Here is a 12843-nt window from a genome sequence, read left to right on the forward strand (position 1 = left end):
TGACATTTTTATTGCTCCTCCAGTAATTACAAAACAGTTATCATCTATTTTAATGGCATATAACCTTAATTTATTTTGGTTGATTTTGCCTTTTTGTAAAGAAAGAATTTTAACCCTAGTTTCATGATCATACAGAGGGGTAAAATAATACTCTAATGGATTGTGTTGAGTGGTAAGTTCTTCTAGTAAGTCTTGTACTTCTTCTGCATCCTCTAGTCTATCAAGTACAAATTTATTTATATCTAGGATGTTATTTTCTTTTGCATAGCTTCTTAAGTAATCAACATCAGTCCATAACCCCATCAATCTGTCATATTCATCTGTGTTATAACTACCGTCATCTATTTGATAGACAAAGGAATATAATTGTTGTGCAAATATACTAACTATTTTCATTGTATCAACCTACAGGTTTACTTTTGATTGGAATAATATTTCAGAAAATAACTATATTTAACTTAATTAGCCGAATTTGAACTATGACTATACACAAAAAAAGTGGGTAAAATATACTTGAGTTTGATCTTATAATGGTTCATAGTATGCAGCGAAATGTACCTCTAAAAATACAAATCTTGTTGGTTTATTAAAAAGTCTCAGTTAAAAAATGAAGAAAGGAACTACCAATACTGCTTTGATTCAACAAATCAAAGAGGCATTTGCTTCTGTCAATAAACCTCACAATCATTTTGGTATTTATTCGGCGCGTGCCCGCGATGAATACAGCGATCCTACCGAAGAAGAACAAAGGCTCGACCGCGTGCTTGACCGTTACGATCTCACCCCTCAGCAAATGCACGAATGTTCTACTTCGCTGATTTTTTAGAGCCGGCTGGTTTTCATTATTACCTGCCAGCCTACATGATCCTCAGCCTGAACGAAGACAATATCAAGATAAGAGTTTGAAAGCTTCTATGGTTTTCTCGTCTGCCGAAGATGCTTTGAGTAGGGCTGATGCCGATTACAAAATAAAACAACATACAAGACTGAACCGGGCACAAATAGCAGCAGTCATTGAGTTTTTAAGATATTCAAGCCAGACCAGGTTGGCCGCAAAAGGCTTTTATGCAAAGGCAATTGGTTATTGGGAGGAAAAGCTGACAAGGTTGAAGTGATTTAGTAGTACCTGCCTTAAATTTGTGAAATCATATTAATGGTTTTTGCCAAGGCAACGTCATTGGTCACGATGAGATTATCTGACATTCCAAATACTTTTTGGTCGTGGCTATTGAGAAACTGAGCGGCACCAATCAGTATTTGTTGTTCGTTAGCAAATGTGATAATAAGTGTTTGTGGGTATGAATTGCCGCTGACCTGTTCCCAAATCAATTTTACTTGTTGGATGGTACCGTGAAGGCAATCTTTCCATAGTTGATGAGCAGACACATCCCATTTTTGGCTATCATTAGTTGAAGGAGCTTGATTGATCTTTACCCCTATTCCATAAGGATAAAACGAAGCATCCCAAGTAATCTCTATTTTATCTTGTTGGGTAGTATGTAGCCATACCGCATAGTCGAGCGAGTGTACATTTGCTAGGCGAGTAGTATAATAAGGTTGGGCAGGGGTTATTTGGTTTGACTGATCGTAAGCAATTTCCTCGTACTCTACCTTGCCTAGAGTTTTGCCTACCAGTTGTTGACAGGTATTTTCAAATTGGGTTCGTTGTGACATAGTTATACTTTTTTTCAAAAAAAAGCCCACACTTAGTTTTATAGAAATAGGAGGACATCAATTACTTGTCGGTTTTGTTGGTCAATACTCCGCAGTGATTTTAGTCAGAGTTGATTACTGATCATCAAATGATTATAAGTTTAAAAACTATTTAATCACGTGTTTAGGTGTAAAACTGAAACCCTTTAAAAAATAAAGCAAGTAAATAAACTCAATGTAAACCATTGATTAACTGAGCTCCTTAAGGTCGGTTTACAAGGATTAATAGGGTAAACATTTACTCGAATCCGCTGTGGACTATTGATTGGTAGCCTTTTAAATTAATCTTTTATACCTATTTTCCATTAAATGAAGATATTGTTCCTTCATCTCTTCAGATAAAAAAGAAATATTAATCCAATGCTCTAACTCCTTTTTTTTATCTACCATATGTTGGTGCTCTGCTACGATTGTTTTCTCTGCTAACTGTAACTTGTCTTGAGCATAGTACTTAAAGAAGTGATCTTTTTTAAATTTACTTTTTTTCCCCGCAAGAGGGAGCGCCGTTTCTTCTACAGCTTTGCCCATAGCAATGGTTGAGTTAAGCAAATCATACGCGGGGCTCAACGTGATACTATCTGCTTTGGTAATCAGGCTAAAGTTTTTGAGATGCATATCTTCATTCCCTGTAAGAAAGCAAAACAATACCCTGCGAAACAATTTTCTTTTTTCAAGTACCGGAAACGTGCAGTACTTTTCTATCACAGGAATCAACTTCTCCATAGACCATTTGTACTTAGTATCTCGTGTATTACCAGTAAGTTGGGCAAAGTCTTCCTGATGGTATTTTTTGTTTTTTCCATACCTATCAAACCGCTTGATAAAGTAGCTTAAGCTACCATCTTTTGAGTAAACCAGCCCGGTGAGTGGTACCTCAATACCAAAAGCCTGCGCCATTTTCATTGTCACATCTTCATTTTCTGGCACCTCTTTATAAAGGTCGTTTTGAGGCTTAATAATAAACGTTCCTCCGTTATCTACTACCTCAAATGCTTGTTTAGCAATGGCTAATTTTGCACTTAGCTTTGGTTGCACACCTTGTATAGACATTTTGGTAGCTATTGCAGCAGCTTCTTGCCTTTGTTCTTGTGCTGTAAAAGGCAGGTCTTTTAAGTCTGTTAACTTTGCAGAAAGCTTTGCCAGACCTGGTTTGCTATACCTGGTTTGGCTCAGTTGATAGCTAATAGGGCATTTATGAACCATGGGTATTTATCTTTTCTACTGTAACAGCCCCTACTAAGTCTGAACCAGCTGCCAGTAATTGTTCGAAATAATCCTTTTTATCTATTTTATGCGCTTTTAGCAGCCCCAAAAGCTGAATGCCTTCTGGCAATAATCCCTCAAAAAAAGAAGGGAAAGAGGCGTACTCATAAGCTTCATCTTGTATGGGCATGGTAAGCGATACTGGTGCACCTTTATACCCGTTTAAGTATTGAAAGGTGTAATGTTGAGTTGTAACCTCTGTAAGCGTACCTGCTTCTACATCATGTATTTTCACCAAGGCTTTTTTCATATTTTTCCATCAATGGGCTTTCAAAGTTAATAGTGATATTGAGGGTGTGCAGAATACTGGTAATGGTAGACCATTTGACTGTTTTTTTTCCTTTTTCCAAGTCATATATCACCGTTTTGCCCACTCCTGCCAGCTCCGCTAATTGATTTCTGCTCAATCCGGCTTGTTTTCTATGAAACAAAATAATGTCATGTAAATTGTTTTTTGCCGCCATAGCAGTAAAAATAAATATTTTTACTCGAAAACAAAATGAAGTACTGTAAAACAAGCAATATTTACCGTTATAACAGTAAAAATGAATGATTTTGCTCAAAAATAAAGTAAAAGGATTTAAAATAAATGATAATTACCGCTACAGCAGTAAAAAAATAAATTTATTCAAAACGTTGATACACCACTACCTCCTCATTCTCCAAAAACACTTGATACCTCCTCTCTGGCAACTTTCTGCCTAAAGGTTTTTTAACAATCAACCAATCATATTTTACCTGAGGATTTCGCCTTGTGTCAAGGGAGTGTTCTTGGGCAACATGCAAGCACATATATTGCAAATATACCCCATAGGTATCATGTTGTACAAATACTCGCTGAAGAGCAGGCATTGACGTTATTTTTTTGGCAACTCGAATGTAAGGGTAGTTTTTAGTGGGCATTTGAGCAAATAAGTAGCTCGTGTGTATGACAAAAAATAAGCAAATGCCACCCAACAATACACTGATGAGGTAGCTTTTTAGCCGGGGTATAGACTTACCCAAGAGCAAAGCAATGGTGTATACCAGTGGCAACCAAAGCCATAACCAAACCCGCTGAGGGGGAAGCACCCTTTGCAGGGCAATCATCAACAGAGGAATTACCACACAAAATAAAGCAAATTTGCCTGCCTTGCGGCGAAATATAAAAATGAGTAGCACACCAAGCCCACACACTAAGCCCAACCATTGCCCCCAAGGGTTACCAAACAAAGCATTGCCCCAGGCTGCCAAATAAGCCGGGAATTGCTGCCCCCAGGTGGCTAAACTCAAAGGTTTGACCCAACCATTGCCTACCAAGGCAGCAGCCCCGTTTGCTAGTACAATGGGGCTATATAACAGGCAAGTAAGCCCTGCCACAATACATAGGTCGATTGCCCAGCGTTTCAACAACTTTTTATCTTGCCGCCATAGCTTCATGCTTTGGCATACAAGTAATGTGGCAAATGGATACAAAAAAACAGGAATGGTATAAAAACCCAATACACTACTCACAATGAACACCAGTCGCTGCTGGGCACGATAGTTAGCGGCAAGCCCAACCCGAAAAGCCAATAAAATAAACAACAATTGCATACTATAGCCTCGCCCCATTACGCTGTATACGCTCACCAGGGGCAAAAACGTGCCCAAGGTGGCAAGCAACCAAGCCCACTCGAAACGGGTGTAGCGATGCAGCCATTGCCATGCCAAATACCAAACCGCAAGGCTGGCAATGATAGAAGGCAGCCGAAGGGCAACAAGGGTAGGCAAAAAAAGGTGAAGCAATGCGGCTATTTCAGAAAAAAAAACGTGGTTGTTAGGGCCTGGATAATAAATGGCTGCTACCAATACCCCTTTGTGTACCAGATGAATATAAGTAAAAGCTTCGTCGTATTGGAGGGTAAAAACTGTGGCGTAGTAAAGGCGGCTTGCCAAAACACCGCACAAGGTAGCTATTAATATAATTTTTTGCGAAAGCGAACAAGTGATAAAACTGTGTAAAGAAAAAGCAAGGGTTGTTTTGACAAGTGACAAGAAGCGTAATAAAAGCAATGTTACCCAAGATCGCCCGCAATACGCTAAACCCCACATTACAAAAAGCAACCAGCCAAGTATTTGAAAACTGATAAATACGGCAGGAGTAAAGTATTGGGTTCGAAGGGTGTCTATTTGCTGGGTTTTGCCAAGCACCTGGGCTACCCATAATGTTACGGTGTTATAATGCTGAAACGACCACCATAGAGCGCCTCCCAACCAACCGAGCAAAAAAATGAACCATAACCCGGTTACCACAAAAAAAGCCGGACGATATGCCCGGCTTTTTTTGTGATCATATAATTTACTATCAGTACTACTTAGCATAACTTACCGCGCGCATTTCTCTGATTACGGTAATCTTTATTTGCCCTGGGTACTGCATGTCTTTTTCTATTTTTTGCGAAATATCATAAGACAAGATGCTGGCGCGTTCATCGTTTACACTTTCTGCGTCTACAATTACGCGTAGCTCTCTACCTGCCTGAATCGCATAACACTTGTTTACCCCGTCAAACGACAAAGCAAGTGATTCAAGCTCTTTCAAACGTTTAATGTAAGACTCCATCACCTCGCGACGTGCCCCTGGACGAGAACCCGAAATAGCATCAGATGCCTGAATGATAGGAGAAATCAATGAAGTCATTTCAATCTCATCGTGGTGAGCACCAATGGCATTACAAACCTCAGGATGTTCTTTGTATTTTTTGGCAAGCTCCATTCCCAAAATAGCGTGAGGAATCTCCGACTCATCGGGGTATACCTTGCCTATATCGTGCAGCAAACCAGCGCGCTTGGCAAGCTTGGCGTTTAAGCCCAGCTCGGCACACATGGTAGAAGCAATTTTTGCTACCTCGCGCGAGTGTTGTAATAGGTTTTGTCCATAAGACGAACGAAAACGCATACGCCCTACCAACTTGATAAGTTCAGGGTGCAACCCGTGAATACCTAAGTCAATGACTGTACGTTCGCCAATTTCAATAATTTCTTCTTCAATATTTTTAGTAGTCTTTGCTACAATCTCTTCGATGCGTGCCGGGTGAATGCGTCCATCTTGTACCAAACGCTGCAGCGACAAGCGCGCTACCTCACGGCGTACTGGGTCAAAGCCCGAAATAATGATGGCCTCAGGCGTATCATCTACAATAATCTCTACCCCAGTGGCAGACTCCAGCGTGCGAATGTTGCGTCCTTCACGCCCAATAATTTTACCCTTGATATCGTCGCTGTCAATATGAAAAATAGACACACAATTTTCTATAGCGTGCTCAGTGGCAGTACGCTGAATCGTTTCAATTACTACCTTTTTGGCGTCTTTGGTGGCGGTTAGTTTAGCCTCCTCTAAAATATCTCTTATCTGAGAAGATGCCCTGCTTTGCGCCTCACTTTTCAAGGCTTCCATCAATTGTTCGCGTGCTTCTTCGGCGGTAAGCCCGGCAATCTTTTCCAGTTGTTCTACCTGAGACTGAAGCATTTTGTCGGCTTCTTTGCGCTTTTCTGCAATCACCTCCGTTTGTTCCATCAAACTTTCCTTGATCTTGTCAAGCTCCCCATTTTTACGCTTGTTTTGCTCCATGAGCTTTGCCACGTTTTGTTCACGTTGCTTTATTTTTTGCTCATTGCTAATGATCTGATTCTTTTTGCGATTAGCCTCATCTTCAAAGTCTGCTTTCAGTTTCAAAAAGTGTTCTTTAGCTTCCAGTATTTTATCTTTTTTGTTGCTTTCGGCTTCTTTAAGCACTCCTTCCGCTTTTTGTTTGACCTCATCAGCAGCAAGATTGGCTTGCTTAATAATGAGTTGAGACTTGTCTACACTTTCTTCTTCTTTTATTTTCAGGGTCTTTTTTAGCAAGGTTCTATCTATTCCTATACCAATTGGTATAGAAATAATAGCCGTAATGATTACGTAAATGATTGTCATATATATTTATCTGTTTAAAGATTGATAGATGAAACGTCCGTTTAAATATCACAATATTTACCAGGATTGGGGCAAGAAGGGGACTGTAGGGATGATACACAAGGTATTTGTATAAAACAACACCTGTAAGTACATCACCTAAGGAGTAGGGTGAAGGGAGGTAGAAAGAGGGCTAAAAATAAAAAGGTATTTGAGACACTTCTGCCTTTGTTTGGCGCAAGTGTATGGTGTTTCTTATGTAAACGTTAATCGGAATTTAATGTAGAGTCTATGAGGCTACTCCAAAAATCTATCTTTTTGGTGACCAAATTGTCCATATCCTCGCTTTCTTCATTAAGCGTTAAACTCTCAACTGCATAATCAAGTGCTACCATTGCCAGCAGGTCTTGCCGATTGTCAATGCCAAACTCTTTGCGATATGCCTTTACTTTTTCGTTGATCATTTTAGCTGCCATGCGCAGTCTACTTTCTGTGTCACTGTCAGTTTGCATGGGGTAGTCCCTATCTGCCAGTTTAAGTTTTATAGAAAGCGATTGCTTCATGAAACATTTAAATTTATTGATTAAATAAGTTTATATATAGTCACCATACCTCACCTACATTTAGGTACAAACCTGTGTAAAGTGAAAGTATTGTTTTATTTTCAAATTAGCTTATTATCTCTATCCATCTAGCGACTCATAAGCGCTATGCACTTATCAATCTCTTCAATATACTCATCCAGCCTTTTTTTCAATCCATTGGTATCTTCTGTACCAGTCAATATTGAGGCAACAAGTTTAGTGAAATTTTCTTGATTTTGAAAATTATCCAGTTCTTCTTTTTGCTTCCTTACAATGGCCTTTAAATTGATGTTTTCTTCCACTACCCGCTCCATTTCTTTTTTGAGGGTAGTGGTTTTTACAATCAGTTTTTGCATTTTTCGCTCGAACAAATCCAAGCGTTTTTTAAGTTCTTGTTCTTCCATAGGAATGGTGGAAAAATAAAGGTCTATAGTTTAAGAAAATATTTTTTGGTCAGGCGAGGCAGGGCAATATCCAGTAAATATTGAGCCAACTTGCACGACGGAAGCATAGCCAAAGCTATGAAAGATCACTTACAGACTAAATTTTAACGAAGTATGTCCAACAAAGCTGTAAGCCCCGATATAAGGAGAGAACACTTAAAAATATAAATTTATTTTGATACCATTCCATAAAAGATAGTTTCAAGCTTTTGTTAATTGGCAGGTGGCAAGCAGCAAAGCTACAGGTAGAAAACACCCGTAGCTTTTAGCCTCACCTGGCAGTATCTTGAGATCCGAACCTTGCCTCTACTCTCTTATTACAGCCGCCAATTGGTGTTCAAAGGCGCCCCGTAGTTTTTTCATTGTTTTGTCAATGGCCTTATCGTTCAATGTCTTCTTATTGTCTTGCAAGATAAAGCGCAAGGCATACGCTTTTTTGCCCTCTGGAATACTCTTGCCTACATATACGTCAAACACATTGACCGATTTGAGCAAGTTGCGCTCGGTTTTTTCGGCAATTTTTTTGATCTCCTGAAAGCTTACTCCTTCATCAAGCACCAACGACAAATCTCTTTGTACCTCCGGAAACTTAGGAATTTCTTCAAAAGAGACTTTATCCTGATAAAACTTAAGCAATTGTTCCCAATAGATTTCAGCATAGAAAACATCTTGCTCTATAGAATTCATTTGCAATATTTTATCGCTGACCATTCCTGCCTGGGCAATCACCTTATTTTTATAAGTATAATTTACTCCAAAGCTAAAAATGTTGCTTTCTATATTTTCGTTTTCTACGTTGGTCAAGCCAAACTTCTGGCAAACCCAGGCAATGGCGGTGGCAAGCGAATGAAACTGACTTTGTTTGCTGACTGCCATCCAAGACTCAGCCTGCTCGTTACCCGTTACAAACACACTCATTTGGCGGGCTTCCTGGTATTGTCCATCGGTTTTATGGTATATTTTACCAAACTCAAACAACTTCAGGTCTTTTTGCTTGCGGTTAATGTTATGGTTGATGACCTCCAAGCCCGAAAAAAGCAACGTTTGACGCATTACTTCCAGCTCTTCGCTCAGTTTATTCAAAATGACCACATCGTTTTCAGCATTCAACTGATCTACTGCGGCTGCGTAGGCAGGCTTGGTCAATGAATTGTTGATAATCTCACTAAAACCATTCGCGGCAAGTGTTTGCGTAATATTTTGCTGTAGTTTGTTGCTCTCTATTGCCGGGAAATTGGCAAGCGACTCTGCCCCTAAAAACTCCGAAATTTCTATGTTGTTGTAGCCATAAATACGCAAAATTTCTTCAATTACATCCGCCTCACGCTGTACATCTATGCGGTAAGGAGGCACAATGGCTACAAAACCTTCCTCGGTTTCTTGGGTTAACTCAATGTCAAGGTTGTTCAAAATAGTTTTGATCTGCGCCTTGTCCAGTTTTTTACCAATCAAGCGGTCTATATGGGCATACTTTACCTTTACCTCAAAGTTGCCTATAGGCTCAGGGTAAATGTCTACAATCTCAGACGAAATAGTACCGCCTGCTATCTCTTTGATCAACAACGCGGCTCGTTTCAGGGCATAAATGGTCGCGTTAGGATCTACCCCCCTTTCGAAACGAAAAGCTGCATCGGTTTTGAGCGTATGTTTTTGTGAGGTACGACGTACATAAGCAGGAGCAAAATAAGCACTTTCAAGAAAAATGTCTGTAGTACTTTCTTTTACGCCCGATTTGATGCCTCCAAACACCCCGGCAATACACATACCTTTGCCCTCACCATCACAAATCATCAAATCTTTGTCCGACAACTTACGCTCAGTTTCGTCAAGCGTAATAAAAGGAGTGCCTGCTGGCAAAGTTTTTACAATTACCTTATTGCCAGTAACTTCGGCAAGGTCGAAAGCGTGCAATGGTTGCCCAGTTTCGTGGAGCACAAAGTTGGTAATGTCTACAATATTGTTAATCGGCGACAAGCCAATAGATTTCAATCGGTGTTGGAGCCAGCCGGGTGATTCGGCTACTTTTACTCCTGATAGAGTAACCCCGGCATAACGAGGGCAAGCCTCAGTGTTTTCTACTACCACTTCTACCGGATTGGTTGGGCTGTCTACCTTAAAGTCTTCTATTGAAGGCGTACACATGGCACGATCAAACGCCGCCTTAAGGTCACGTGCTGTACCAATGTGCGAAGCTCCGTCTACCCGGTTAGGGGTAAGTCCAATTTCAAAAACATACTCGGTCTCCATTCCCAAAGCCTTGGCAGCAGGAGTACCGTTGGGCAAGTCGGTGTCAAGCACCATAATACCGTCGTGTGCTGTGCCTAAGCCTATTTCGTCTTCGGCACAAATCATCCCTTCTGATACTTCGCCTCTTACTTTACTTTTCTTTATCTGAAATGAGTCACCACTGGTAGGGTATAGCGTAGTTTTGGGCAAAGCCACAATCACTTTTTGTCCAGCCGCCACATTAGGCGCCCCACATACAATAGGGTAAGGTCGGCCTTGCCCTACGTCTACAGTCGTAATACTTAGTTTATCAGCATTGGGGTGCTTGGCGCAAGTCAATACCTCGCCTACAACCAACCCCGTCAGTCCACCTTCTACCTGGTGGTACTCTTCTATGCCTTCTACCTCAAGCCCGGTTTGGGTCAACACGGCTCCAATCTCCTCTATATCTTCGGGCAAATCTATATATTGCTTAAGCCAATTATATGCTATTTTCATAAACTATGGTATAATCTCGTTTTCTAATACTGAGTTGGGTTTGATGGTTTGATAATCAAGGAATTAATTACTTAAAAAACCACTCAGATTACTTTCTCAGTTAAAATTATACACAAAAATAGATAATCAAAAAAAACAAGCAATGAATTCAATTTAAAATTGAGGAAACCGGGAAATATAGCAGACCTGCCTAAAAACAAACGATACACCAATTGTTCAATAATCTAAGACTTGGTCATCCTCATTGAAACCATATTTCACATTACATAGTTATTTTAGTATATTTATAGATAGCAACCTTTTATCTTGAAACTAAAAAATTATGTTAGGACATAGATTTACCAAATATACCCCACCAGAACTCAAGCAAGCCGCTGATTTTGACCGATTGCTAGATATTTTTATGCAGCTGGTTACCATGACTTCGGGCGATGTGTCAGAAGCATTGCAGTGGCTCAATAACCTTGACCAGCAACACAACCTCACGAGTGATGAGTATGGGATTGGGGATTTTATAGAAGACCTCAAGAAAAAAGGCTACATTAAAGAAGAAGAAGGAAGTACAGGCAAAGTAGTAATGACTGCCAAGAGTGAGATTTCTATTCGTCGCAGTGCCCTCGAAGAGGTTTTTGGCAAACTGAAGCGTTCGCGTGGCGCTGGCAACCATCACACCAACTATTCGGGCAAAGGCGATGAAAGAGGCACCGACCGCCGGGCTTTTCAGTTTGGCGATGGGCTCGAAAATATTTCTATGACCGACTCGCTACGCAATGCTCAGATCAACCACGGAATTGGCGATTTCACCTTGTTGGAAAACGACCTGGAGGTGGTAGAGAGCGAATTTAAGTCGCAAACTTCTACGGTGTTGATGATTGACATTTCGCACTCTATGATTCTTTATGGGGAAGACCGCATTACCCCTGCCAAAAAGGTAGCAATGGCGCTTGCCGAACTCATTACCACCCGTTACCCAAAAGATACCCTCGATATTATTGTGTTTGGCAATGATGCCTGGCAAATCAAGATCAAAGATTTACCCTATCTGGAGGTAGGACCATACCATACTAACACTATAGCCGGGCTCGAGCTGGCAATGGATATTTTGCGCCGACGCAAGAATCAAAACAAGCAAATTTTTATGATTACCGATGGTAAACCTACTTGTATGAAGCAAGGCATTCGTTATTATAAAAATAGCTTTGGGCTTGACCGCAAGATTTTGAGCAAAACCTTGAACCTTGCCGTACAGTGCCGACGACTGAAAATTCCGGTTACTACTTTTATGATTGCGTCTGACCCTTACTTGCAGGACTTTGTGCGGGAGTTTACCAAGACCAACAAAGGCAAGGCGTATTATAGTAACCTGGACAACCTGGGAAGCTTTATCTTTGAAGACTATCAGCGCAATCGTCGGAAGAATGTATAAGAGTTGATAAAAAAAACAGCGAGATTATGACCGCCATTACACTAAAAAGCAAAGTATTGAGAATGACTGATGCCGAGTTTGAGGCCTTTTGCCTTGAGCAACGTGATTTGAAAATAGAGCGAAATTCTAATGGTGATATTTTAATTATGACTCCTACTTATTCTGATACCGGAAGGTATAACATTGAGATTTTGAGACAACTGGCAAATTGGAATGTAGAAATGAGCCAAGGACAAGTGTTCGATTCGTCTACAGGTTTTACTTTGCCCAACAATGCGGTGCGTTCGCCCGATGCCAGCTGGATAGCCCAAAGTCGTTGGGAGGCTTTGAGCGAAAAGCAACAAAAAAGTTTTGCACCTATAGCACCCGATTTTGTGGTAGAGTTGAAGTCGTCTACCGACCATTTGCCTACTTTGCAAGAAAAAATGCGCGAATGGATAGACAACGGGGTACAATTGGGGTGGTTGATTGATGTAGAAAGCCAAAACGTAGCAGTTTATCAGGCAGATGGTTCCAGCCAAAAAATTCTTGACTTTGACCAAAACCTAAGCGGAGCACCTATATTGCCCGGTTTTATGCTTGAATTGCCTCGCTTGAAATTATAATTTAAAAAAACTAAAAATATTTAAGTACACTTTACAACTACAGTGCTTTATATGTTTAGTTAAGGTATTTATACCTTGACGGTAGTATTAAAACTTGTTGTAAATGTGTGTGCAAAAACCTCTCTTGCTTAAGGGAGGTTTTTGTTTTGTACCCAAACAAAGTGTCCAG

The 12843-nt window shown here is 40.4% G+C and carries 15 protein-coding genes; 5 read left to right on the top strand and 10 right to left on the bottom strand.

Features of this window, described 5'->3' with window-relative positions; translation table 11 throughout:
- The coding region (locus tag M23134_RS36370; protein WP_045115041.1) for a hypothetical protein at positions 1 to 396 on the bottom strand (396 nt) is incomplete at its 3' end.
- 211 nt (positions 397 to 607) lie between these two features.
- Between M23134_RS36370 and M23134_RS36375 the strand changes: the two genes are divergently transcribed.
- The 3 genes from M23134_RS36375 to M23134_RS36380 are packed head-to-tail and all read left to right on the top strand — an operon-like array spanning position 608 to position 1115.
- Positions 608 to 826, top strand: coding sequence for a DUF6714 family protein (locus M23134_RS36375; RefSeq protein WP_002705781.1), 219 nt, complete (start codon positions 608 to 610; stop codon positions 824 to 826).
- On the top strand, positions 802 to 906 hold the full coding sequence (locus M23134_RS42825; RefSeq protein WP_394330674.1) for a DUF6714 family protein: 105 nt from the start codon (positions 802 to 804) through the stop codon (positions 904 to 906). Before M23134_RS36375 ends, M23134_RS42825 begins: the two co-directional genes overlap by 25 nt.
- Positions 903 to 1115 carry a hypothetical protein gene (locus tag M23134_RS36380; RefSeq protein WP_157558828.1) on the top strand — a complete coding sequence of 71 codons (213 nt, stop codon included), beginning with the start codon at positions 903 to 905 and terminating at the stop codon, positions 1113 to 1115. Before M23134_RS42825 ends, M23134_RS36380 begins: the two co-directional genes overlap by 4 nt.
- Positions 1116 to 1131: 16 nt before the next feature.
- Here M23134_RS36380 and M23134_RS36385 read toward each other — a convergent pair whose 3' ends face one another.
- The 9 genes from M23134_RS36385 to pheT form a co-directional block, all read right to left on the bottom strand.
- Entirely contained in the window at positions 1132 to 1674 is a 543-nt protein-coding gene (locus M23134_RS36385; protein WP_045115042.1) for a hypothetical protein, read from the bottom strand.
- Between the two features lie 315 nt (positions 1675 to 1989).
- A complete protein-coding gene (locus M23134_RS36390; RefSeq protein WP_002705788.1) occupies positions 1990 to 2916 on the bottom strand; it encodes a HipA domain-containing protein in 927 nt (308 codons plus the stop codon).
- Positions 2906 to 3226, bottom strand: a complete 321-nt coding sequence (locus M23134_RS36395; protein WP_002705790.1) for a HipA N-terminal domain-containing protein — start codon at positions 3224 to 3226, stop codon at positions 2906 to 2908. The genes M23134_RS36390 and M23134_RS36395 overlap by 11 nt, the downstream gene beginning before the upstream one ends.
- A complete protein-coding gene (locus M23134_RS36400) occupies positions 3198 to 3440 on the bottom strand; it encodes a helix-turn-helix domain-containing protein (protein WP_045115043.1) in 243 nt (80 codons plus the stop codon). Before M23134_RS36400 ends, M23134_RS36395 begins: the two co-directional genes overlap by 29 nt.
- 160 nt (positions 3441 to 3600) lie before the next feature.
- Positions 3601 to 5319 carry a hypothetical protein gene (locus M23134_RS36405; protein WP_002705794.1) on the bottom strand — a complete coding sequence of 573 codons (1719 nt, stop codon included), beginning with the start codon at positions 5317 to 5319 and terminating at the stop codon, positions 3601 to 3603.
- Complete coding sequence (rny, locus tag M23134_RS36410) at positions 5309 to 6913, bottom strand: ribonuclease Y (protein ID WP_002705796.1); 1605 nt, start codon at positions 6911 to 6913, stop codon at positions 5309 to 5311. Before rny ends, M23134_RS36405 begins: the two co-directional genes overlap by 11 nt.
- Positions 6914 to 7158: 245 nt before the next feature.
- Positions 7159 to 7455: a cell division protein ZapA gene (locus M23134_RS36415; protein WP_045115044.1), complete on the bottom strand. Its 297-nt coding sequence runs from the start codon at positions 7453 to 7455 to the stop codon at positions 7159 to 7161.
- A gap of 128 nt (positions 7456 to 7583) precedes the next feature.
- Positions 7584 to 7880 carry a hypothetical protein gene (locus M23134_RS36420; RefSeq protein ID WP_002705799.1) on the bottom strand — a complete coding sequence of 99 codons (297 nt, stop codon included), beginning with the start codon at positions 7878 to 7880 and terminating at the stop codon, positions 7584 to 7586.
- Positions 7881 to 8225: 345 nt separating this feature from the next.
- Positions 8226 to 10643 carry a phenylalanine--tRNA ligase subunit beta gene (pheT, locus tag M23134_RS36425; RefSeq protein WP_002705801.1) on the bottom strand — a complete coding sequence of 806 codons (2418 nt, stop codon included), beginning with the start codon at positions 10641 to 10643 and terminating at the stop codon, positions 8226 to 8228.
- 322 nt (positions 10644 to 10965) lie between these two features.
- On the opposite strand from pheT, the gene M23134_RS42870 reads away from it, so the two are divergent.
- Together M23134_RS42870 and M23134_RS36435 are read left to right on the top strand one after the other, a co-directional pair.
- Positions 10966 to 12069, top strand: a complete 1104-nt coding sequence (locus tag M23134_RS42870; protein ID WP_002705816.1) for a vWA domain-containing protein — start codon at positions 10966 to 10968, stop codon at positions 12067 to 12069.
- 26 nt (positions 12070 to 12095) lie between these two features.
- Positions 12096 to 12674, top strand: a complete 579-nt coding sequence (locus M23134_RS36435) for a Uma2 family endonuclease (RefSeq protein WP_002705832.1) — start codon at positions 12096 to 12098, stop codon at positions 12672 to 12674.
- Positions 12675 to 12843 lie beyond the last annotated feature (169 nt).

This window comes from Microscilla marina ATCC 23134 (genome assembly GCF_000169175.1).
Taxonomy (GTDB): domain Bacteria; phylum Bacteroidota; class Bacteroidia; order Cytophagales; family Microscillaceae; genus Microscilla; species Microscilla marina.